Consider the following 22,632-nt stretch of genomic DNA (forward strand, 5'->3'; position numbering starts at 1 on the left):
CCCCCCTTAAACGCCCGATTGCGGACAGGCCGCCGGAACGGAAAGCCGCCGCACGACGTATTCTGCGATCATTTCTGTTACTTCGATGGTGGAGCGGTGGGATGTGTCGATGGCCAGGTCCGCCACAAGGCGATAGACGGGAAGACGCTCCCGGAGCAGCCGCTCCACTTCCTCCCGGACGCCGCCCTCCGTCAGCGGAGGCCGCTGTTCCGCCGTCTTTCCGTCGGCGTCCAGCCGCTCCAGGATGACATTCGTTCCGGCGGTGAGCCAGACGAAAAAACCGTCCGTTTCCAGGGCTTCCACGTTCGCCCGGTCCAGAACGGCCCCGCCCCCCAGCGCGACGACGCATCGCTCATCCGGCAGTTCCGCGATGACCCGGCGCTCGAGGGCCCGAAACTCCCCCCAGCCCCCGTCGTCCACGATCCGCCGGACGGTCCGCCCTGCTAGTTCCTCGATCCGCGCATCGGTATCGAAAAAAGGCAGTCCCAGCTGCTCCGCCAGCAGCCGGCCGACAGTGCTCTTGCCACAGCCCCGGTATCCCACGAGGACGATTCTCATGCGTTCAGGCCCTCCAGCATCTCCCAGAAACGGGGAAACGATTTGGCCACACACCGCTCGTCCCGGATCGCCATTCCCGGCACGGCCAGCCCCAGGACGGCAAAGCTCATGGCGATGCGGTGGTCGTTGTAGGTCTCGATCTCGGCGCCCCGGGGCCGCCCCCCCTCGATGACCAGGCCGTCGGGCCTCTCCTCGGCGGAGATGCCCGTCTTCCTCAACTCCGCCGCCAGGGCGGCCAGGCGGTCGCTTTCCTTCACCCGCAGGTGCGCGACCCCGGTAATCACCGTTCGTCCGGGCCGCAGGGCCGCAAGCACGGCCAGGGTCGGAACCATGTCGGGCATGTTCCCGAGATCGAAGACACGATCCCCGTTCGCAAGAGCCCCGCCTGCGACCTCCACCTCGCCTTCTCCGCGCCGGACCGTGCAGCCGAACTCCTCCAGGATGCCCAGGATTCCAATGTCTCCCTGCCGGGTACGGGGGTTGATGCGTTCCACCCGGACGGTTCCCCCCGTGACTGCGGCGGCCAGGAAGAAATAGGACGCACTGGAGACGTCCCCCTCTACAAAATAGGTTCCCCCGGCATAGCGCTGTCCATGGGGAACGACGAACGCGCGAGCATGTTCGCGATGGACCTCGACGCCGAACTGCCGCATGGTCTCCACGGTGACGTCCACATACGGGAGCGATGGGACATGCCCTTCCAGGACCACGGTCACGTCCCCGGAAGCGTAGGGGGCGCTGATGAGGAGGGACGAGACGTACTGGCTGCTGTCCAGATCCCTGAGCACAACCCGTCCGCCCGGAAGGCCGCGGCCCCGGACCGTGACGGGAGGGCACCCCCGGTCCCCTTCCGTTGCGATGTCGACGCCCAGCGCGACCAGAGCCTCCTGGAGGGGGCCAACAGGGCGCTCGCAAAGGCGGCGGTCCCCTGTCAGCGTGAAGGTCCCGTTCCCAAGGGCGACCACGGAGGTCAGGAGCCGCATGGCCGTTCCGTTGTTTCCCAGGAAAAGCGCACTCCCGGGGGGGGTAAGCGTCCCTCCCGTGCCTGTGACAACCAGGTCCTCCCCTTCCCATCGGATCCCGGCTCCGAGGGAGCGAAGGGCCTGCACGAGGCGCACGGAGTCCTCCGCGTCCAGGGCGTTCCGGAGAACGGACCGCCCCCCCGCCAGGGCGGCCATGATCAGGGCCCGCTGGGTGTAGCTCTTCGATCCCGGAGCCGCGACGACGGCCCGGAGAGGACCGGCGGGTTCAATGCGTTTCATCGTTTTCAAGCTCCTTTTCCACGATCCGCCGCATGGTCTCCCGGGGCGGCTCCAGGCCCGTCCAGAGGCGGATCTGCTCCGCCCCCTGGTTTACGAACATGCCGACCCCCGACCGGACGGAGCATCCCGCGGCCTCCGCCTCCCGGAGCAGCCGGGTCCGGAGGGGCCGGTAGACAAGGTCCACCACGCGGGGAATCCGCGCGAGCAGGGCCGCGTCCACCGGCGTATTCTTCACATCCGGCACCATCCCGACCGGGGTGGCGTTGATCAGGCACCCCGCATCGATCCTTCCCAGTTCCCCCGGCGAGCAGGACGTGCAGCCGAACGCCGCGGCCAGTGTCTCGCGGCCGCTTTCCGACCTCCCCGCCACGACGGGCCTTCCGCCTTCCAGGATGGCCGCATAGACGGCGGCGCGGGCCGCCCCGCCGGTCCCCAGGACCGCGACGGTTATTCCCCGCAGGTCCGTCCAGTCGTGAAGGTCCCTGGCCAGGCCGCGCCCGTCGGTGTTGTGACCTACCCAGCGGCCGTCCTCGCAACAGACCGTGTTGACTGCTCCCACCGCCAGGGCGTCGCCGGCCACCTCGTCGAGGTAAGGGATGATGGCTTTTTTGAAGGGAATGGTCACGGCGATCCCCTTCACGTCCGATTCCCGGAGATCCCGGAGGGCCGCTTCCAGGTCCGTCACGCAGAGGGCCTCGAAGCTGGCGTCGATCCCGAGTTCCCGGTATGCCCCATTGTGCATCTGCGGGGACAGGCTCTGGCGGACGGGGTTCCCGATCAGGACGAAGCGCTTACCGTTCCTCATCCGCCCATCCTCCTCCCAGCAGCCTCAGCATCCGCCGCATCTCCCCGACGGCCAACTGTCCCGGCGCGGTCTCTTCGCCTTCCTCCAGGGAGGCATACGTCAGAAAGGAACCCAGGAGCGGCGCCATGACCCTGCTGATCCGTCCCGCCTCGCCCATGCAGAAGGCGATCATCCGCTGCCCGCATTCCCGTGCCCGAGGCAAAAGGCTGAGAACCCGGAGGTTGTCTTCCGGACGCTTCGCGAAGGGAACCAGTTTGATCACCGGCACACCCTCGCGTATCAGGCTCTTCAGAAGGTCCGCCAGCGCTTCCTCTCCGGGGGTTCCCACCGGCAGGTGACAGGACAGGATCGCCTCTGTGGCGTGGCCGCCGTTCCCGGCGATGGAATCGAGGAGAGCCCTCCGCAGAGACGGCTCGGTCCTCGCTTCCACGTCCACATAGTCCGCCCCCAGGGCGGCGGCCTCCATGAGAAATGCGATCCGTTGGTCTTCCGGCCCCTCGAAGCGTCCTCCTTCCTCCCGATGCCGGTTCGTGACGACAATCTTTCCCGCCTTCGCGGCCAGGAGCCTCGGCAGGTCCGGATCGGCCATGCCGTCAAGCCGGAGCTCCACAATTCCGGCCATGGCATAGGCCCGCTCCATCTTTTTCAGGGCCGCCTCCGTCGAGGCGGCGTTCACGGGAATGCAGATCACGGCTGTTCGTCCCCCCGGGGATAGGACCCGAGAATCTTCAAAAAAGCGGTCTGCTTCGCCAGCTCTTCCAGGCACCGCTTCGGCTTGGCCTCCTCCCGGTGCCCGGCGAAATCAGCGAAGAAGAGGTATTCCCACATCCGGTCGCGTACCGGGTAGGACTCGATCCGGGTCAGGTTCACCCCCTCCGACGCAAAGGGTGCCAGGGTCTTGTGGAGCGCCCCGGGCTGGTGGGCCGTCCCGAAGAGGATGGAGGTCTTGTCGTGGCCCGTCGGTGCGGCGGCCTTTTCCGCCTTCCCCTTCGTTCCCAGGACCAGGAAGCGCGTCGTGTTCAGCGGGCTGTCCTCGATCCCCTCGGCCAGCAGGCGGAAATCTCCTGTGTCGGCGGCGAGGCGGCTCGCCACGGCGGCGCCCGCCGGGTCTTCCAGGACCTTTCGCGCGGCCGTGGCCGTGCTCTCCGTCTCCACGAGCACCGCCCGGGGCAGGTTCCTCCGGAGCCAGCCCCGGCACTGGGCCAGGGCCTGGGGATGGGAGTAGACCCGCTCGATCCGGTCCGTCTCCTCTCCCCCGGAGACGAGGCAGTGGCGGATTCGGCCGTAGACCTCCGCCCGGATCGTCAGCGGCGTGTTAAGCAGGCCGTCCAGGGTCGATTTGACGGATCCCTCGGCGGAATTCTCGACCGGGACGATGCCCCAGTCCGTCGTTCCCCGCTCCACCGCGTCGAAGACGGCGGCAATCGTCGCCTGGGGTCGGAGAAGGGCACCCTGCCCGAAATGGCCGAGGGCCGCCTGGTGGCTGAAGGAGGTCTCCGGCCCGAGGAAGGCCGCCGTGACGGGAGCCTGCAGGGCCCGGGAGGCAGAAAGGATCTCCCGGTAGATCGCCCGGAGGGCCTCGTCCGGCAGAGGGCCCTCGTTCATCTCCTCGACACAGCGGCAGACCTGGCTTTCCCGAGCCGGGTCGTAGATCTCCCATCCTTCGAGGCGCTTGAGACGGCCGATCTCCACGGCCAGGGACGCCCGCTCGTTCAGGAGGCGGACCATGGCGGCGTCCTTCTCCTTCACCAGGGCGCGCAGGGCCTGCAGGCTGCTCTTACTCATGCTCTCAGCGCCTCCACGGTCTCCGCCACGATGTTTTCCGGAACGCCCCCGTTCAGGAAGGGAATCCCGAGTTTCTTCAGGAGGACGAAATGGATCACCGTCCCCGTCTTCTTCTTGTCCGCTTTCAGGTGGCGAAGGATCCGCTCCCGGGGAATCCCGCCGGGAATCGCCGTGGGCAGTCCGGCGCCTTCCAGCACCGCCACGAGCCGCTGCCGATCCTCTGCCGGCAGGTATCCCAGCCTCTCCGACAGGGCGGCTCCCGCGACCATGCCGATGGACACGGACTCGCCGTGAGACAGGGCAAATTCCGACGCAGCCTCCACGGCGTGGCCGACGGTGTGGCCGAAATTCAGGATGCGGCGGAGCCCCTTTTCCTTCTCGTCGATCTCCACGATGCCCTTCTTGATCCGGCAGGAGGCGGCGATGACCTCTTCCAGCAGGGAGGAGTCCCTGTTTTCCGCGTTTCCCAGTCCTTCCGCCACCCGGTCCAGAAGCTCCGGCTGCTCGATGGCGCCGTACTTGACGATTTCCGCCATCCCGTCCCGGTATCCCCGCTCGGGCAGCGTGTCCAGAAAGGCTGTGTCGATGAACACGCCCAGGGGCTGGTAGAACGTCCCCAGGAGGTTCTTCCCCGCCGCGGTATCGACGCCGGTCTTCCCGCCGATGCTGCTGTCCACCTGGGCCATCAGCGTCGTCGGGACCTGGACGCAGGGAATCCCGCGCATGTAGATGGAGGCCAGGAATCCCGCCAGATCCCCCACGACCCCGCCCCCCAGGGCGATCAGGGCGGAGGAGCGGTCGGCGCCCAGGGCGGTCAGCCGCTCCGCCGTCTCCAGGACCGTCCGGATGTCCTTCGAGGCCTCTCCCGGCGGGATCGGAAGCCGGTCCACCTTCAGCCCCAGTCCTTTCAGAACCGCCGCCACCCGCTCGCCGTGCAGGGTGTTCACGGTTTCGTCGGTGACGATGACATACCGGCTGATGCCGGCGTTTTTGGCCAGGATCAGTCCCATCCGGTCGAGGATGTCCCGTCCGATGTGTACGTCGTAGGAATGCGACGTCTTGTGTTCGAGATGAACGCGGATCCGGTTCATTGCCGCACCCCCGACCCGTTCCCGTTGCTCATGAAGGAGGAGAGCCGCCGAATCTCCTCCATCAGCTCATAGAACGACTCCGGCCGGAGCGACTGGGGCCCGTCGCAGACGGCCTTCTCGGGCTCCGGGTGCATCTCTACGATCACCCCGTCGGCCCCGACGGCGACAGCGGCCCGGCAGAGGGGGATCACGTATTTGGCGTGGCCGGAGGCATGGCTCGGATCGACGATCACCGGCAGGTGGGTCAGCTCCTTGAGCACGGGGACGGCGCTGATGTCGAGGGTGTTCCGCGTGGCCGTCTCGAAGGTCCGGATCCCCCGCTCGCAGAGGATCACCTCCTCGTTCCCCTCCGCGAGGATGTACTCCGCCGACATGAGCAGCTCCTCGATGGTGGTCATCATTCCCCGCTTCAGGAGAACGGGCTTGCGAGCCTTGCCCACCTTTTTCAGGAGCGCGAAGTTCTGGACGTTCCGGGCCCCGACCTGCAGGATGTCGGTGTACTCTTCCACCAGGTCCACGTCGGCGGGGCTCATGACCTCCGTCACGACGGGAAGGCCCGTCCGCTCCCGGACCTTCTTCAGGAGCTTCAGCCCCTCCTTTTCCAAGCCCTGGAAGCTGTAGGGCGACGTCCGCGGCTTGTAGGCCCCGCCCCGGAGGATGTCCGCCCCGCCTTTTTGGGCGATGTATGCCGACTCCAGGAGCTGCTCCTCGCTCTCGACGGTGCAGGGACCGGCCATGACCACGAATTTCGGACCGCCCACGACGGCCTCGCCGATGCGGATCCGGGTGTTTTCGTCCCGGAACTCCCGGCTGGCCAGCTTGTAGGGTTTCAGGATCGGCACGATCTTCTCGACGCCGGGCAGGTATTCCGCCGACTTCAATTGGGCCTTGCCCCGGTCGTCCCCGATGGCGCCGATGATCGTTCTCTCCACGCCCCGGGACAGGTGCGTGTGATAACCGACCGATTCGACCCAGGCCGTGACGTGATCGATCTGTCCTTCCGTCGCATTTTTTTTCATCAGGATGATCATGGTTCGCTGCCTCCGTAATAAAAAAGGCCGTGGAGCGTCAACACCGCCACGGCCCAAACAAAAAAGCCATGGGCGGCGCCTTTCGGACTGCCCATGGCTTGTTTTGGCTTGATTCGGTTTTCCTTACCTCCTCCCAAGCGCCAGGCAGACCTGTGGGCCGAAATAATAAAAACCAAACCAGTAAGTCAGATTCAGTTTCGGCGCCATGTCGGTTCTGCCTTTTCCTTTCCTTCTTCGCTCAAGAGGGTGCGAGAAAAACACACGGCCAATCTTCTTGTCAAGAAAATATTTTCGGGGCATCGGTCAGGAGCCTGTCCCGGGCCTTACCCGCAAAGGATTTCGTGGAATCGGCCATGGACGCCCCGGTCAATCGGACGCTTCCCCCGTGAAGAGGTCCAGGAACCGGAAGGCCCGGCCGTCGAAGAGCCCCCGGTCGCTGAGCTTCAAGTCCGGAATCACCAGGAGCGCCAGGAAGGACTGGGTCATGAAGGGTGCCCGGAGCCGTGAGCCCATCTCTTTCGCGCGGCGCGTCAGGGCTTCATACTTGCGGGCCACGCCGTATCCGTCCTCCGTCGTCATGAGCCCTGCCACGGGGAGGGGAAGGACATCCCCGCCTTCTCCGTCGGCCAGGGAGAGCCCGCCCCGGCTCCGGATCACCAGGTTGGCCGCCCGGGCCATGGCCTCGTCGGTCACCCCCACCACGACGACGTTGTGGGAATCATGGGCCACCGAGGAGGCGATGGCGCCCCGCTTCAGCCCGAAATTCCTCACGAATCCCACGGCCGGCGGCGTGTCCTGGTAGCGGTTGACGACGGCAACCTTCAGGACGTCCTTTTCAGGATCCGCGACGGCATGCCCGCCGGCGACACGAACCCGCTCCCGGCTACGGCCGGTGATCACCTGGCCGTCCAGGGCGTCGATGACGTTGACGAAGGGGCCCCGGACCGGGACGGCGAAATCGCCCGGCTTTTTCTCCCCGGCCCGGAAATCGTTCATCGCCTCGACCGGCAGGGATTCGAGGAGACTCTTCCCTCTGGACGCCACCAGGCGCCCGTCCACATAGGTCTCGAGCACCCGGAAATCATCGCCCAGGCTGTCCAGGACGACCAGGTCGGCGGGATCGCCGGGCTGGAGGAGTCCCGCCTTGAGCCCATAATGGCGGACCGGGTGGAGGGTGGCGCACTTCAGGACCGTCATCCGGTCATAGCCCAGGCGGAAGGCCTTCCGCACCATGGCGTCCATGTGCCCCTCCGCCAGGTCGTCGGGGTGCCGGTCGTCACTGCAGAACATGCAGGAGGACGGACTTTCCGCCAGGAGCGGATGGAGGGTGTCGAAGTTGTTCGCCGCGGATCCCCAGCGAATCTGCACCTTCATCCCCAGCCGGACCTTCTGCCGCCCCTCCTCCAGCATGTACGTTTCATGATCCGTCGTGATGCCGGCGGATGCATATCTTTCCAGGTCCGCCCCCATCAGTCCCGGCGCGTGTCCGTCGATGGGCTTTCCCCGCCGCCTGGCCGCCTGAAGCTTGGCCATGACCTCCGGATCCCGGGCGATGACCCCGGGATAGTTCATGGCCTCGCTCAGGTACAGGACCTCGGGCATGTCCAGGAGCGTCTCTACCTCCTCAAGATCGAGGCGGGCCCCGGCGGTCTCGAATCCCGTGGCGGGCACACAGGGGGAGGCCCCGAAGTGAAACTTGAAGGGGACCCGGCGGCCGCTGTCGATCATGAACCGGACGCCGGCCACACCCAGGACGTTTGCGATTTCATGGGGATCCGAGACGGTGGCGGTGGTCCCGTGAACGACTGCCAGGCGGGCGAACTCCGAGGGAACCAGCATGGAACTCTCGATGTGGACGTGGGCGTCCACGAACCCCGGGACAAGATAGCGGTCGCAGGCCCCGCCCTCCCGGACGATCCCGGCGATCCGGCCGCCCCGGATGACGACCGTGCCGGGATAGATCTCGGAGCGGACAACATCGACGATGTTGCCGGAAAGAATGAGGTCTTCCTGTGCAGCCGCCGGTGAGGCAGTGGAATCATTGGGCATGGTCATCCTGTGAACCGGCTCCGGTGTCCATGAAAAGAATCACCCTACCGTTTTCGGGCATACAGGACGGTCAGCAGGATCGGAATGACGACGGATACAAAGCCGGCATTCGAGACCGCCATGACATTCTCGGGCCGAACGTACAGGCAGGCCATGCCGATCACGGCCAGGACGACCGACCAGATCATCATGGCGCCCGCCCCGTACCGGTTGATGGCGTACCAGTTCTCCTCGGACTCGAAGGCCTTGGCAAGTCGAAAGCCGTAGATCGAGTTCCGCTTTACCTTGCCGAGGTAAAGGGGAATCGAGATCAGGAACAGCAGGATGCCGACCGCGAGCAGCGTGATGGCGGCCTTTTCATGGATGGTCATCAGGGGTCTCCATCTTTCGCATGCCGACCGGGGCGGCTTGGCGATGCCTCAGTCGTCGGTGCTGCATTCCGCACCACCGCCACCGCTGTCGCCGCCGTCAAACCCGCCGCTGTCGCTGCTCCCCGAATCGCTGCCACCGGTGTCGCTGGAGCTGAAGCCGCTGCTCGTGCTCATCGGCTCGTAGCGGTCGTCCGAGCGGACCATGCGCCGCCCTCCCTTTTTGATCAGGACGATCAGCAGGACGATCAGGCCGATGACGCCGAAAAAAACAAGCGTGGCCACGACAAAGACCGAGTGCGGGCTGACCGGAGCCTTCTTCGGAGTCGGCTTCACGCCTCCGGACGCCTTCGCGTCCTCCTCGATCACCCGGGAGACGGCAAGAAGGGCGTTCTCCAACCCGGTCCCGTAATCCTTCTTCTTCAGGTGGGGGGCCACATCGCGGCGGAGGATCTCGCCGACCTTCCCGTCCGGGAGGATCCCCTCCACGCCGTAGCCCGTCTCGATGCGGATCTTCTTTTCCTTCACGGCGAAGAAGATGAGGACGCCCTTGTTTTCCCCCTTCTTCCCGATGCCCCAGGCGCGGTAGAGGCGGTTGACGTAATCGGACAGGTAATTTTCACCGATCGTCGGCATCGTGACGACCACGACGGACGTTCCCGTCGTATTCAGCACCTGCCTCGCCTTCGCCTCCATCCTCTGTACCACGTCCGGGGGAATGAGGTTGGCGAAGTCGTTGATCTGTCCCCGGTGGGCGGGGAATTCATCCGCCCCGGGAACGGAAGAGACAAACATCCCGAGGAGCAAAACGACGAGCACAAAAGGGAGAAGCCGCTTCTTCATGATCGCCCCTTTCCTGCCTTTCCGTGTGGCCCGGATGCCGCCGTATCCGGACCCGTGACATCGGCCTAAACGATCTAGACCATCTCCGGCTCGTGACACTCCGTCGCCACGGGGATCCCCTTCCCGTCATTGCAATGCACGCTGTATAGCGCAGCACGACCGAAGATGCCACCAAAACCAAATTCATAAAAAATATTCAATAATAAAGCTTGCATTCCTGCAACCGAACCGGTAGGGTGCCCCCCAGTCGATGTTCAGTATCTGTTTGTAGCTCACAAATTGCAGAAAAGTCGACCGCACAGACCACCGAGATGGAATGTGCGGTTTTCATATGCACAGACGGCTACCATCCGATCGGACCGGCAACAAATCAGATGGTTCCATCGAGGAACCAAACACAAAGGAGCGTTAAAGATGTCAGAAGGAAGAGTGAAGTGGTTCAATGATTCGAAGGGTTTTGGCTTCATCGAGCAAGACGGGGGGAAAGACGTTTTTGTGCATCATTCCGCCATCCAGGCAGAGGGCTTCAAGTCCCTGGCCGAGGGTGATCGGGTAAGCTTTGATGTTGTTGCCGGCCCCAAGGGTCCGGCAGCGGAAAATGTCCGCAAGCTGTAAGAACTGAGGTTTGCCTCGCATACAAAAGCTCCCCCATTCCGGGGGGGCTTTTTTGTTGTCCGGTCATCTGCTCGCCCCACACCGCGGTCAATCTTCCATTGACACTCCGGACCGATTCCCGTATCGTCAGTTGGATACAAATCTCCAATAATCCTGGGCGATTCGAACGGTCTACGGCAGCGCAACCATGTTCTTCCATGCTCCCGGACACACGGATTTCCTCCGATGAACGCTTCACGCCTTGAATTCCTGTCCGGCGTCCGCGCCCAGTTGCCGCTTCTTCTCGGCGTCGTGCCCTTCGGTTTGATCTACGGCGCCCTCGCTGTCCAGGTGGGCGTCCCCGCGTCGATCGCCCAGGCCATGTCGTCGGTGGTCTTCGCGGGGTCCGCTCAGTTCATTGCGGCACCGTTGATCGTCGCCTCCACGCCCGCCCTGATCCTCATCCTGACCGTCTTCGTCGTGAACCTGCGCCATCTGCTGTACAGCGCATCGGTTGCTCCATACCTTGAACACCTGTCGCCTTCCTGGAAGGTGCTCCTCTCCTATCTCCTGACCGACGAGGCCTACGCGGTCAGTATCGCCCATTTCCAAAAAGCGGGGGACGGAACAAACCGGCACTGGTTCCTCTTCGGCGCGGGCATCACTCTCTGGGCCTCGTGGCAGATCAGCACCGCCGTCGGAATCTTCATCGGCGCGCGGGTGCCCCCGGAGTGGTCCCTTGATTTCGCCCTGCCACTGACATTCATCGCGATTCTGGTTCCCATGGTGAAGCACCGGGCCCACGCGACAGCCGCCCTCGTGGCCGCCGCCGGTGGCGTTGCCGCCTTCGTGCTTCCGTTCAAACTGGCCTACATCATCGCCTCGCTGGGGGGTATTGCGGCGGGAATGGCTGTTTTCGCATGGATGGAGAGACGATGGACGGCACGTTGAACATCTGGGCGGCCATCGCCGCCTGCGGAATCGTCACGTTCCTGACGCGGCTTTCCTTCATCGCCGTGCACGGCCGCGTGCACATGCCGGAATGGTTCCAGCACATGCTGACCTTCGTGCCGGTTGCCGTCCTGTCGGCCATCGCGCTGCCCGAGATCGTGATCCACAACGGCTCGATCAACTGGTCTCCCCTGAATCCGAAGCTGCTCGGGCCGGCCTTGGCGGTCGCGGTGGCCTGGCGCACGAAAAACGTCTGGGGAACAATTGCGGCGGGAATGGCGGCCATGTGGGGGCTCCGCCTTCTCATCGGGGCCTGACCTGATTTCCCCAGGTTATCGCTGATAGAACTCAGAATGTCCCAGGTGGTGGTCGAAATTCTTCCGGTACAGGTCCGCCACTTCTTCCGACCGGATGATCTGAAGGTTCTCGGCGTTCTTCTCCTCCGCCGCCTTCGTGAAATTGAAGGAGCCGGTGATCACCCGTTTCCGGTCGATGATCATGATCTTGTTGTGGGCGATGGCATGGACGCTGTCGATGTAGACCGGGATCCCCGCATGGACCAGGAAGGTGGCGGAGGTGTATTCCCTTCCCTGCTGGCTCTTGTCCATAATCGCCACGACCCTCACGCCCCGCCGGTGGGCACTCACGAGCGCCCGGGCGATGGGAGCGGAGGTGAAGGAATAGGCCTGGATCAGGATCTCCGAGCGGGCATCCTCGATCTCCCGGATGATGGCCTGTGTGCACCCGCCGCGCGGCGAGAAATAGATGTCCATCGAGGGGATGTGCCGGAACGTGTCCGCCGCGACGGCGGCCGGGGTGAGGCAAACGATCATCAGGCATGAGACAAGGCAAATGGCTGTGATGGAATCGACGATCCTTCTCATACATGATACCTATGGAGTGGCAGAGGTTGTCTCGTTATAGCGAAAAAAAAGGGCGATGCAATGACAAAAGTCCCGGAGAAGACGCCGGCCGTACGTCGGCGAAAGGCTCCATCGCCACCAACCAGGAAGATGCCGGTAGGCAGGGTACAAAGGGGAGGCACATCATGAAGGCGTTAAAGGTTCTGAAGCTGGGACTGTCGGGCGTTCTCTTCGCCATCGGCCTGACCGGCTTCCTGATCGTCCTGAAACAGGGGGTCCTGATTTCCGGAGACGTGCCGGGGCACGAACCTCTCTACACGACCGGCTGGTCCCTCTTCTTCTTTCTGATGCTGGGGGTCCCGTGCCTCCTGGCGACCGTGTTCGGAGCGCTGCCCTGGATCGCCTGGCTGCGGGAAAAACGGCAGGGGAACTAGGTCGGATGGGTTCTTCTAATCCTGCGTGTGGCGAAAGTTGGAGGGAAAGTCGTACCGAAGGCAGAGCTGGACGAAGATCTCGAACGATCCGTAGTCGCTGAGAATGTTTCCGGTCTTGTCGGGGGGGAGCATCGCGAATCCACGGATCCCGGGATCGAGGTACCGGAACATCTGCGGGACGATCGGGACCTCGCCGACACGGGGCCTGTCGGTGAAGCAGAACAATCCGAAGGGATCATTCGAATCCCCGCCCCACAGTTTCGCGGACAGCGCCGGATGGCTGGCCTTTCCCAGGATGAAGGATGCGGAGACGATGGAATGGTCCCGGCAGCCAAGGAGAAGATCCCCCGCCGCCACGGCCTTCCATGTTGCCAGGCTGTCGCCTTCCGTTTCCCGCACCGCCCAGATGTAGCAGCTACCATCGGGGTAGATCCGCTTCAGGTCCCCGCGCAGCGCCTCCTCCTCGACCAGGGAAGACAGGGTCTCCAGGTCGCGCACGGCCCCCTTCGACAGGCCCGCCGGCTCCTCGATGGAAAACAGGAACACATTCGACATTTCCGGCTCTCCGTATGACGCCCGCCCCCTCCACGGGAAGACTCCCGCAGGGGCGATGCCTTTGGTATTCGGGAAGTTCCTTCGTTATAGCGGAAAGACAGGGTGTTGCAACGGGAAAATGCGGGCGGTTCCATGGATTTTGCGCCCGGGAGGTGATATGGGGTTCGGGTCCTGCATCTGTTTGGGGGAGGAGATCGGGTTGATGAACGTGCTGTTCAGGGTCATGGTGATTGGTCTTTGCCTTCTGCCCGTTGTCTCCGCGGCGGCAGCGGAAACCGGGGCGGGCCGCTTCTTTCTCGCGGGCGACGGGAAGGTTCACATCCGGAACGCCTGGAACGGAAAAGAGGCCCGTGCGGACCTCATCAAGCCAGACGGGTCCCTCAGCGAGGAAGGGTTCACCAGGATCGACGACGTATTCGGGTTCCCCACCCGGCAAAAGGGGGAGCACATCTCTCCCCGGCTCATTTTCATGCTGGACTACTTCTCCGACCGGGTGGCCCCGGGACAGGCAATCATGATGGTCTCAGGCTACAGGAGTCCGGAATACAACGAAAAGATCCGGAGCGCGGGCGCAAACGCCGCCCGGACCAGCCAGCACCTGGACGGGATGGCCCTCGATTTCTACATTGAGGGGGTCAACGGCAAGGAATTGTGGGAGATCATCAGGAGCCGCAATTGCTGCGGCGTGGGCCATTACGGGGGAAAGACCATTCATCTGGACTCCGCCAGGCCCCGGTTCTGGGAGGCATCCACCTCCAGGACGAGAACGAGGGAGAGCGAACACAACCGGAAGATCTACCTCTCCACGGACTACGACCGGTACCGGGCGGGTGAGCCCGTGCGGCTCTCCTTCTCGACCGTCAGCGATTTCGGCTTCGGGATCCGGCCCCTTGCAACCGTCGTCACGGATCCGAAAGGAGCGAAGACGGCCGCCACCGCGCAGGCAAGGCTGGGGAGCGTCCCGGAGAAGGACCGTTGCCTGCGGATCGATGACCGGAAGACCTCCCGGTTCATCCACCTCGATCTGCCACAGGACCTGCCTCCGGGAAGATACAGGATCAAAATCGACTTCTGCGACCGTCCCTTCAAGGAAATGCCCGCCACGGCCGCCTCGAACGAAATCGAGGTTCTCGAAACCCTTCCCTGATGCGCCCGCGGCTTCCCGGCACCTTCCACGGAACCGACCCGAAGAGGCTCCGCTGGTCCCTGCAAGAGGAAAAGCAGGGACGCGGACTGCTCCCGCCGCTCAGGCCCTGCCGGGTCCGCAGGCCCCGGAACCCGGTATTTCTCCCGCCGCCGACCAGCACTCCGCGCGGATTTTCCCTGCATGCATCTTCAGCACGATCAGTGTAAGCAGGAACGCCAGGACGTCCGACACCGGAAGGGCCAGCCAGACACCCTCGAGGCCGAAGGCCCGGGAGAGGAGAAACAGCAGTGGAATCAGGAACAGGACCTGCCGGGAGAGGGAGAGAAAAATGGAGATCTTCGCCTTGCCGATGGACTGGAACAGGTTGGACGTGACCATCTGAAAACCCACCAGGGGAAACATGACAAGGGCCATGCGCATGCCCGTCACGGACAGGTCGATCAGTTCCCCGTGGGTGGTAAAGGCGCGGGCGATCAGCCCGGGGACAAGCTCCCCCATGAGGAAGCCGGCGGTGGTGATGCAGGTCGCCGCGATGGAGGTGCTCCGGAACGCCTTGAAAACCCGCTCGCCCTGGCGGGCGCCGTAATTGTAGCCGACGATGGGCTGCATCCCCTGGTTGAGGCCGATCACGACCATGATGAAAAACATCACGATGCTGTTGATGATGCCGAAGGCCCCGACGGCATAGTCTCCCCCGTACATCACCAGCCTCAGGTTCAGGAGGATGATGATGAAGCAGGCGCAGAAGTGCAGCAGAAACGACGGCATGCCGACAGAGAGAATGTCTCTGACAATGTCCGCCCGGAGTCCCATGCGCCCGCGCTCGAAACGCACCTGGCTCTTCGCGTTCATGAAGTGGAAGACAACCCAGACGGTTCCCACGACCTGGGAAAGCACCGTCGCCAGGGCGGCGCCCCGGATGCCCCACCGGAAGACAAAGATGAAAAGCGGCGCCAGCGCCAGATTGATCCCGATGGTGACAAGCGTCGTCACCATGGCCTTCCGGGGATAGCCGGAAGACCGCATGATGCTGTTCAGCCCCCAGTATATATGGGTGAAAATGTTTCCGATCAGGATGATCTGCATGAACTCTCTCGCATAGGGAAGCGTATCCCGGCTGGCGCCGAAGAGGAACAGGATCCGGTCGAGGCAGACCAGGAAAACGGCGGAGAATACGAGGCTGATGATGACGTTCAGGACGAGGGCATTGCCCAGGATCAGGTTCGCCTCGTCCCCCCGTTTCTCTCCCAGGCGGATGGACACCATGGCGGAGGCGCCGATGCCGATCCACGCGCCGAATGCCACGGCCAGGTTCATGATGGGGAGGGTGATCGCAAGCCCGGAGATGGCCAGCGCGCCCACGCCCTGCCCGATGAACACACGGTCGATGATATTGTAGAGGGACGCCGCCACCATGGCGATGATGGCGGGGATGGAATACTGAAGCAGGAGACCGCCGATTTTTCCAGTTCCCAGGTCGTCCGCCGTTTTTCGATCCAGCATCGATAAAACCTGCTTCCTTCAGGGAGCGCCGCCCCTCCGTCCCGGATGTCCGGCTCCCCGTTATGCACCCTGTCCCTTTTCAGCAACGGCACAGCCTCAGCCGGGCCATAGAGCCGCCGTCCCCGGGACAAAACGATTTTCTCTTTTCCACACGGCTGTTTTCGCGGGAGAAGGGACGAATCCTTACCGCATCGGGTCTCGGGCGGGAACGGCAGGCGGAATCAAAGGATGCGTCGTCCCTGCGGGGGATGCGAATCCCGGCCCCGATCATGTGACCGGGACCGGGTCTTGAGTTGATTGAGCAGATTGTGAAAACGGTTCGCTGTCTTCCCTCTGCGTCTACAGAATGGAGGCCACCTCTTCCAGGATGCTCATCTCCATCCCGCCGTCGAGAAGGCCGGCAATCTGCTTGGAAAAGGCGGCAAAGTGGGGTGTGGATGAATGAACCGTCAAGGCATCGGCATCCCGGTAGCGCTCCACGACCACGATGATGTTGGGATTCGCCGTGTCCTTGTTGACCGTATAGGAAAGTGTACCCTCCTCCGTCTTCACGTCCTTCACCAGCCCCTTGAACATCTCCAGGGCCTCCTCCATCTTTCCTTCCTTAATTTTCAGTTTTGCAATGAGTCCAAGCACAATCCTTCTCCTTTCATCAATTCCATTATAAAGCGCCGCTCTCGATCTGCATGATCGAGGACTTGTTGACGAACAGTGTATGGTGCAGCTCGCCGTTTGTATCCCGGGCATTGATCAAGACGAGGAACGGGGCGGTGCCCGTGTATCGCAGCATGTCGAAAATATTATCGAACACTTGGAGATTGATCCGCCCCTGGATGATGACGTTCTTGATGATTTTGATCAGGACCTCGACGTACTCCGTGGCACCGCCCAGGGGATTCTGGGAAGAGTGCATCACATCCCGGGGAGCGGCCCAGATGATCCGATCCTTGTTGATGTAAACCCTTTCCTTTTTCCTGCCCGCATCGTCCGTCGCATCATCCAGCACGATGAAACGGGCGGTGTCATCGTTGAACAGCTCCGACAACCGGCTCTTGTTGTACAGCAATGCCTTGCCTTCGATGATTGTGCCGTCATGCATTCCAACAGACAGGTGTTCCTGGTATTGTGCCATTCTGTTCCTCCTTGCTGGATAACCGGGATCCCGATGGCGGGCTTTCTCCACATCCGCCGGCACGTGCCGGAATGATGCCAGGGTCCCCATACCCCAATGATGGAATCCTGTCAATAACCGACAAGTTAGCATCGAAGGGGAGGCCACTGGCCTTACCGGGCCTGGCACCTCGACTTCAGGGCGGCGATGTCGTCCGCCGTCAGTGCAGCCGCATCGGATCGGTTCAGCCGGTACATGACCGCCTCGGGATTGCTGCTGTGGTCCAGCCCCAGTGCATGGCCGAACTCATGGACAAGCAGCCGGACCAGCCGGGCCTCGTTGTCGTAGTGGTAGATCATGATGGACTGCCTGCCGTCCTTATTCTTGAAGTAGCCCTCCTGGAACTCACCTCCCAACCGGCTGCCTACGTCCCGGTACTGATCCACGTCCTGGTTCTGCCGGCCGACGACCTCATTGAAGCTCTGCACCATGCTGTTGAGCTCGTCCGCCGTCCGCCGGGCATTGTCCTGGCGGACCCGGAGGCTTTCTCCCATGGCGGCCAGTTCGGCTTTCTCCGCTGTCAGCCGGCCGCGCTGCGACTCAGGCGCACCGCCCTGCCGGTTCCACGATTCGACCTCCCTGTTGAAGGCATGAATCCGGGCGTTGTAGGCTTGGAGGTCGCCCTCCAGGGAGGCGCGGGTCCGCTCATACTCCGACTTCATGACTTCATAGCGCGTCTTCATGCCTTCCAGGGACTCTTTCGTTCCCGACATCCGTGTTTGGATCTGCTTCAGATGCTGCGTCGTCTCCTGGCGGTAGTCGTACACGAGGCTGATCCCGATGACCCCGTTGGGATCCTCGCGAAACAACTCCCGGGAGAGAGGCTGTCTCCAGACCGCGGCAGCCTTTCTGACGGCTCCCGCAAATTCCGCATGGGTGAGGCCGAACCGGCCGTCGACATGGACGATCCGGTAGGTCAGGGGCTTCCCGCACGGCACGGGCGTTCGCAGGGTGTACACAAACAGGACCACCGCAACCCCCAGCAGCAGGAAAACCACAAAATTCAATAACTTTTTGAAGCTCAACATATTCACGTCCCCGGACGTCTTTGATGAAAAGCGCACCCTTCATGCCTTCGGCGGCCCCAGAACCTCCCTGATCTTTCTTGCCAGAGCCTGCATTGTATAGGGCTTCCCGATGAAATTCAGGCTGCTCTCCAGAATGCCGTGATGGACGATCACGTTTTCCGTATATCCCGATGTGAACAGCACGTTCAACGCCGGCTTGAGCTTGAGCAGCCGTTCGGCGAGTTCCCGGCCGTTCATGCCCGGCATCACCACATCCGTCATGAGCATGGCAACATCGTCGGCGTGCTTCTCCATCAGCAGGAAGGCCTCGCCGCCGTTGGCCGCCGTCAGGACCCTGTACCCCAGATGTTCCAGCATGTTCAGGGCTACATCACGGACGTTTTCATCGTCTTCCACCAGCAGGATGGTCTCTTTTCCCTTGACCGGCTCAGCGGCATGGGTCTCCGCGACCAACCGCGCGGCCTCCTCCCCGACCAGTGGCAGGTAGATCTTGAAGGTGGTTCCCCGCCCCACCTCCGAATAGGCCTCGATGGCCCCTCCCGCCTGCTTCACGATGCCGAAGGTCGTGGCCAGTCCCAGGCCGGTTCCCTGTCCTTTGCGTTTCGTCGTAAAGAACGGCTCGAAGAGGTGCCGCTTCACGTCGTCGCTCATGCCATGCCCCGTATCGCTGACGGCCAGCAGAACGAACCGGCCGGGCCGCACCTCCGGATGACGGGAACAGTATTCCTCGTCGAGCTCGCAGTTCGATGTCTCTACGACCAGCCTGCCGCCTTCCGGCATGGCGTCGCGGGCGTTGACCGACAGGTTCACCAGGACCTGCTCGAACTGACCTGGGTCCACCTCGACGGAACCAAGCTCCTCCTGCAGAACGGTATCGAGCTCCACATCCTCTCCGATCACACGGGTCAGCATCTTCGCCAGGCTGCGGATCAGATCGTTGAGGTTCACGACCCTCGGCTCGATGATCTGCCGTCGTGAGAATGCAAGGAGTTGCCGGGTCAGGGCCGCTGCACTCTCGGCGGCCTTCTGGATCCCCTCAACCGTTCTGTACAGCGGGTCCAACGGCTTCAGCTTGACCCTGGCCAGCTCGACATACCCGGTGATGACCGTGAGGAGGTTGTTGAAGTCGTGCGCCACGCCACCCGCCAGCCGTCCCACCGCCTCCATCTTCATGGCCTGCTGGAGCTGCTCCTGGAGTTTCAGCTTCTCCAACTCCGCATTTTTCCTCTCCGTCACATCCCGGACATTCAACACGACGCCCCTGACCACGGGATCCTTGAGCAGATTGGTCGCCACGGACTCCACAACGGCCCAGTTTCCGTTTCTGTGCCGGAGCCGGTACTCCGCCCAGTGCGTGGAGCCGGTCTTCTGGGTCAGGGCGTTTTGGAAAAAGTCCATCGTCCGCGCCCGGTCTTCGGGGTGGACAATATCGAATGCCCTTGTGCCGGTCACTTGCTCGGCCTGATAACCGAGAACGCCTTCCACCGAGTCGCTGACGGAGGTAATCATCCCTTCCTCGTCCATCACGGCGATGATGTCGCTGGAGTTCTGCACGAGCCGCTTGAACCGCTCCTCGCTGCTCCGCAGGGCCTCCTCCGCCTGCCTCTGCCCGGAGAGATCCCGGGCGGCGATGATCCAGGCCTTCCCGCTCCGAAGCGTGATCGTCTTCCCGAACAGCTCCAGGGGAAAGACGGATTTGTCCTTCCGGACCCCCAGCGCCTCGGCATATGTTTCTTCCTGACCGAGCATCTTCACGGCGGGTGTCACCGACTCGGGCACCAGAAAATCGAGTACATTCCTTCCGACCGCCTCGTGAAGCCCGAAGCCGAACATCCTGCAGACGGCCTCGTTGGCCTCCAGGATGATGCCCCCCTGCTGGATGATGATTCCCTCCTGCGCCGCGTTGGCGAGGCGGCGGAACCGCTCCTCGCTTTCCTGGAGCTGCGCCTCCGCATGCTTGCGCTCGGTGATGTCATGGAGCACCCAGATGGACCCCTCACCCGGGTCCCGGGGATTGACGGCCTGCCCCGTAATGCTGCACAAAATGGGGGTCCCGTCCTTTTTCATCATGGGTGCTTCCGTTGCATATACACCGCCCCCGCCGATCCGGGCATATCCCTCTTCACCCACACGCCGGTAGTCCTCCGGATTCGAATAGAAGACGCCGGTATCCGCATTCTCCAGTTCGCCGGGTTCATAGCCGAACATCGACGCGAACGACGGATTGGTCCACTGCACTTTGCGATTCCTGGTGAAGCAGATGCCCATGCCGATTGTGTTGAGAATCGCCCGCTGCTCGTTGCTGAGCTGCCGGATCTGCTGCGTGCGGACCATCCGCTCGGTGATATCCAGACACTGGACGATCGCGTGGACGATCCGCCCCTGCGAATCCGGGACCGGAGATATCGTCGCTTCCAGGACTCTCTCGCCGGCGGCTTCCGGCTGAAGCGAACGGAGCTGCGCGCTGTCGTACCGGAGGGTGAAGCGGACGGTTTCCCCCTTTTCGAAGACGCTTCTCACCAGGGGCATCGCCCCCTGCCGCTCAACGATGCGGTCCTCGAAGACATTGTATTTCCCGACCAGCTCTTCGTCCGAGGCATGCAGCAGGTCCCGGCATGCCTGGTTCATCCGGATCATCGTCCCGTTTTCATCGGAGATCCAGATGGCGGAGGGACTGTTCTCGACGATGCCCTCCAGGACCGCCGCCGTGATCCGGAGTGTATCCATCGTCTGCCTCCGTTCCGTCTCCGCCTGCTCCAGCACGCGGATTTTCTGTTCCAGCGCTGCGATCTCCCGGTTCCGTTCCGCTGCTCTTTCGCCTTCGTTCATGATGCCCCCTCTCCGTCGGGACAAAAAGGCCTACCCGGCATGTCGGCCGGCCTTTCACAGCACGGGCTTGCACCACGTCTCAGAAACGGCCGTGCTTTCCGATTCCCTCGGAGAAGCGCTTCGCACCCTCCAGAACCTCCCCGCTGGCCAGCACGTCCATACCCTGGCGGAATTCCAGAATCATCGCCTCATCCATGGGAAGGTCGAATCCGCGGTACACGGCCAGCCGGTCGCTGCGCATGCAGATCCGGGGAAAAGAGGCAATCTGGGCAGCCAGCGCTTCCGCCTTCTCCCGGGCCTTGCCCGGTTCAACGAGCCGGTTGGCGAGTCCCATGGCAAAGGCCTCCTCCGCTCCCACCGGCCGTCCCGTGAGGATCATGTCCAGGGCACGGCTCATGCCGATCAGCCGGGGAAGGCGCTGGGTTCCGCCGTCGATCAGGGGAACGCCGTAGCGCCGGCAGAAGACCCCGAAATAGGCGTCCCGCTCGACGACCCGCAGGTCGCACCAGCAAGCCAGCTCCAGCCCTCCCGCCACGGCATGGCCCGATACGGCTGCGATGACGGGCTTCGTCATCGTCATGCGGCTGGGACCCAGCGGACCGGGTTTGGACATGTCCCATTCCAGGCTGTTGATTTTGTTCAGATCCCCGCTTGTTATAGCCTTGAGGTCCGCCCCGGCGCAGAAGTTTCCTCCCCGGCCCCAAAGGACGGCGGCGAGCAGGCTGTCGTCCCGCTCGAACTCCTCGAAGGCCGCAACGAGCTGCTCCGCCGTCTCCCGATCGACGGCATTCCGGCTCTCCGGCCGGTTGATGATGACCGTACAGACACTGTCTGTCTTTTCGACCTGCACTTTCACGGGTAAACCCTCCTTTGTCAGCGATCCAATCTCTTCAGTTCCATGGTTACCAGATTATAAGAGTCCGGACATTGCACTTGAATCGTATCGCCTTCCCACCAGGGGAGGCCTCCCCCGAACTGAAACGTCGAAAGGCTTGGGAAAATATCGTGGTAAAAAAATCCGCACAGCCCGCCCGGATTGTGACAACTGATTTCGAACACGTCTCCCGACTTGTGACCGGCGCTGCATTCCCCCTTGACGCTCAAAACCCTGGCGACGACCTTTTTCCCGATTCCCGGATCCGCTGCCATACGATCACCTCCCTTGTTTCCTGGAATGTCAGAAAACGAAACAGGAAAACCTTTGATTCTCAAATTTTGACAAGGCCGTTCAGGTTGGGTTATCCGAACGATTGATTACCGCGATCTGGTCGTTGAGGGTCCAGTAATCGTAGATGTACCCGATTCCCAGGAGTCCCAGCGTACAGAGATACAGGATGCCCGTGATCCACTTTCCCATGTACATGCGATGAATCCCGAGCACGCCGACAAATGTGAGCAGAATCCAGGCGACGTTGTAGTCGACCTTCCCCTCCAGGAACCGCAGGTTCGCCTTGCGCGCCATGGAAGGGATGAAGAAAACGTCGATGAGCCAGCCGATTCCCAGGAGGCCCAGGGTGCAGAACCAGATCGTCCCAGTGACGGGCTTTCCGAAATAGAACCGGTGGGATCCGGTGAAGCCGAAGATCCACAGGACATACCCGATGAATGGACTGTGAGGTTTCAGAACGCCTTCATTCATTGTCTCCCCCCTGATGGCGCCGGATCGAGGACCTGACGGGATCCGCGTCTGCTCCTCCTCCGCGCCCCTTCCTCGATAGCCTGGCGCCTCGGAGACAGGGTGCATCCTCTATGCACCGGAGTGAAC

General features: G+C 62.7%; 25 protein-coding genes. 5 read left to right on the forward strand and 20 right to left on the reverse strand.

Annotated elements, in window-relative coordinates; genetic code table 11:
• Positions 1-6 precede the first annotated feature (6 nt).
• The 10 genes from PLO63_16730 to PLO63_16775 all read right to left on the reverse strand — a co-directional run bounded on the left by PLO63_16730 (position 7) and on the right by PLO63_16775 (position 9,792).
• Positions 7-558 (reverse strand): shikimate kinase, encoded by a 552-nt coding sequence (locus PLO63_16730; protein ID HOI75788.1) that lies wholly within the window; start codon positions 556-558, stop codon positions 7-9.
• Positions 555-1,820 (reverse strand): 3-phosphoshikimate 1-carboxyvinyltransferase, encoded by a 1,266-nt coding sequence (gene aroA, locus PLO63_16735; protein HOI75789.1) that lies wholly within the window; start codon positions 1,818-1,820, stop codon positions 555-557. Before aroA ends, PLO63_16730 begins: the two co-directional genes overlap by 4 nt.
• Positions 1,807-2,625: a shikimate dehydrogenase gene (gene aroE, locus PLO63_16740; protein ID HOI75790.1), complete on the reverse strand. Its 819-nt coding sequence runs from the start codon at positions 2,623-2,625 to the stop codon at positions 1,807-1,809. The genes aroA and aroE overlap by 14 nt, the downstream gene beginning before the upstream one ends.
• Positions 2,612-3,316 (reverse strand): type I 3-dehydroquinate dehydratase, encoded by a 705-nt coding sequence (locus PLO63_16745; GenBank protein ID HOI75791.1) that lies wholly within the window; start codon positions 3,314-3,316, stop codon positions 2,612-2,614. The genes aroE and PLO63_16745 overlap by 14 nt, the downstream gene beginning before the upstream one ends.
• Positions 3,313-4,410, reverse strand: a complete 1,098-nt coding sequence (pheA, locus tag PLO63_16750; GenBank protein HOI75792.1) for a prephenate dehydratase — start codon at positions 4,408-4,410, stop codon at positions 3,313-3,315. Before pheA ends, PLO63_16745 begins: the two co-directional genes overlap by 4 nt.
• On the reverse strand, positions 4,407-5,501 hold the full coding sequence (gene aroB / locus PLO63_16755; GenBank protein HOI75793.1) for a 3-dehydroquinate synthase: 1,095 nt from the start codon (positions 5,499-5,501) through the stop codon (positions 4,407-4,409). The genes pheA and aroB overlap by 4 nt, the downstream gene beginning before the upstream one ends.
• A complete protein-coding gene (gene aroF, locus PLO63_16760; GenBank protein ID HOI75794.1) occupies positions 5,498-6,532 on the reverse strand; it encodes a 3-deoxy-7-phosphoheptulonate synthase in 1,035 nt (344 codons plus the stop codon). Before aroF ends, aroB begins: the two co-directional genes overlap by 4 nt.
• Positions 6,533-6,898: 366 nt before the next feature.
• Complete coding sequence (gene ade / locus PLO63_16765) at positions 6,899-8,581, reverse strand: adenine deaminase (protein ID HOI75795.1); 1,683 nt, start codon at positions 8,579-8,581, stop codon at positions 6,899-6,901.
• Positions 8,582-8,625: 44 nt separating this feature from the next.
• On the reverse strand, positions 8,626-8,952 hold the full coding sequence (locus PLO63_16770; GenBank protein HOI75796.1) for an SdpI family protein: 327 nt from the start codon (positions 8,950-8,952) through the stop codon (positions 8,626-8,628).
• 48 nt (positions 8,953-9,000) lie between these two features.
• Positions 9,001-9,792 carry a TPM domain-containing protein gene (locus PLO63_16775; GenBank protein HOI75797.1) on the reverse strand — a complete coding sequence of 264 codons (792 nt, stop codon included), beginning with the start codon at positions 9,790-9,792 and terminating at the stop codon, positions 9,001-9,003.
• 414 nt (positions 9,793-10,206) lie between these two features.
• Here PLO63_16775 and PLO63_16780 point away from each other — a divergent pair, with 414 nt between their 5' ends.
• The 3 genes from PLO63_16780 (at position 10,207) to PLO63_16790 (ending at position 11,654) form a co-directional block, all read left to right on the forward strand.
• Positions 10,207-10,407 carry a cold-shock protein gene (locus tag PLO63_16780; GenBank protein ID HOI75798.1) on the forward strand — a complete coding sequence of 67 codons (201 nt, stop codon included), beginning with the start codon at positions 10,207-10,209 and terminating at the stop codon, positions 10,405-10,407.
• 225 nt (positions 10,408-10,632) lie between these two features.
• Complete coding sequence (locus PLO63_16785) at positions 10,633-11,337, forward strand: AzlC family ABC transporter permease (protein HOI75799.1); 705 nt, start codon at positions 10,633-10,635, stop codon at positions 11,335-11,337.
• Positions 11,322-11,654 (forward strand): AzlD domain-containing protein, encoded by a 333-nt coding sequence (locus PLO63_16790; protein ID HOI75800.1) that lies wholly within the window; start codon positions 11,322-11,324, stop codon positions 11,652-11,654. Before PLO63_16785 ends, PLO63_16790 begins: the two co-directional genes overlap by 16 nt.
• Positions 11,655-11,669: 15 nt before the next feature.
• Here the strand turns inward: PLO63_16790 and PLO63_16795 are convergent, their stop codons facing one another.
• On the reverse strand, positions 11,670-12,221 hold the full coding sequence (locus PLO63_16795; GenBank protein HOI75801.1) for a phospholipase D family protein: 552 nt from the start codon (positions 12,219-12,221) through the stop codon (positions 11,670-11,672).
• Positions 12,222-12,385: 164 nt separating this feature from the next.
• Here PLO63_16795 and PLO63_16800 point away from each other — a divergent pair, with 164 nt between their 5' ends.
• Positions 12,386-12,634: a hypothetical protein gene (locus PLO63_16800; GenBank protein ID HOI75802.1), complete on the forward strand. Its 249-nt coding sequence runs from the start codon at positions 12,386-12,388 to the stop codon at positions 12,632-12,634.
• Between the two features lie 15 nt (positions 12,635-12,649).
• On the opposite strand, the gene PLO63_16805 is transcribed toward PLO63_16800, so the two are convergent.
• A complete protein-coding gene (locus PLO63_16805) occupies positions 12,650-13,189 on the reverse strand; it encodes a hypothetical protein (protein HOI75803.1) in 540 nt (179 codons plus the stop codon).
• Positions 13,190-13,391: 202 nt separating this feature from the next.
• Between PLO63_16805 and PLO63_16810 the strand changes: the two genes are divergently transcribed.
• Positions 13,392-14,336 carry a DUF882 domain-containing protein gene (locus PLO63_16810; protein ID HOI75804.1) on the forward strand — a complete coding sequence of 315 codons (945 nt, stop codon included), beginning with the start codon at positions 13,392-13,394 and terminating at the stop codon, positions 14,334-14,336.
• Between the two features lie 99 nt (positions 14,337-14,435).
• Here PLO63_16810 and PLO63_16815 read toward each other — a convergent pair whose 3' ends face one another.
• The 8 genes from PLO63_16815 to PLO63_16850 all read right to left on the reverse strand — a co-directional run bounded on the left by PLO63_16815 (position 14,436) and on the right by PLO63_16850 (position 22,506).
• A complete protein-coding gene (locus PLO63_16815; GenBank protein ID HOI75805.1) occupies positions 14,436-15,839 on the reverse strand; it encodes an MATE family efflux transporter in 1,404 nt (467 codons plus the stop codon).
• 339 nt (positions 15,840-16,178) lie between these two features.
• On the reverse strand, positions 16,179-16,475 hold the full coding sequence (locus PLO63_16820; protein HOI75806.1) for a putative quinol monooxygenase: 297 nt from the start codon (positions 16,473-16,475) through the stop codon (positions 16,179-16,181).
• A gap of 25 nt (positions 16,476-16,500) precedes the next feature.
• Positions 16,501-16,971 (reverse strand): hypothetical protein, encoded by a 471-nt coding sequence (locus PLO63_16825; GenBank protein HOI75807.1) that lies wholly within the window; start codon positions 16,969-16,971, stop codon positions 16,501-16,503.
• 152 nt (positions 16,972-17,123) lie between these two features.
• On the reverse strand, positions 17,124-18,038 hold the full coding sequence (locus tag PLO63_16830; GenBank protein HOI75808.1) for a matrixin family metalloprotease: 915 nt from the start codon (positions 18,036-18,038) through the stop codon (positions 17,124-17,126).
• A 39-nt stretch (positions 18,039-18,077) separates the two neighbouring features.
• Positions 18,078-20,867, reverse strand: a complete 2,790-nt coding sequence (locus tag PLO63_16835) for a PAS domain S-box protein (GenBank protein ID HOI75809.1) — start codon at positions 20,865-20,867, stop codon at positions 18,078-18,080.
• A gap of 79 nt (positions 20,868-20,946) precedes the next feature.
• Positions 20,947-21,723, reverse strand: coding sequence for a crotonase/enoyl-CoA hydratase family protein (locus tag PLO63_16840; protein ID HOI75810.1), 777 nt, complete (start codon positions 21,721-21,723; stop codon positions 20,947-20,949).
• Between the two features lie 17 nt (positions 21,724-21,740).
• Positions 21,741-22,016 carry a TIGR04076 family protein gene (locus PLO63_16845; protein HOI75811.1) on the reverse strand — a complete coding sequence of 92 codons (276 nt, stop codon included), beginning with the start codon at positions 22,014-22,016 and terminating at the stop codon, positions 21,741-21,743.
• Between the two features lie 79 nt (positions 22,017-22,095).
• Positions 22,096-22,506 carry a TM2 domain-containing protein gene (locus PLO63_16850; protein ID HOI75812.1) on the reverse strand — a complete coding sequence of 137 codons (411 nt, stop codon included), beginning with the start codon at positions 22,504-22,506 and terminating at the stop codon, positions 22,096-22,098.
• Positions 22,507-22,632 lie beyond the last annotated feature (126 nt).

Source organism: Syntrophales bacterium (assembly GCA_035363115.1).
Classification (GTDB): Bacteria; Desulfobacterota; Syntrophia; order Syntrophales; family PHBD01; genus PHBD01.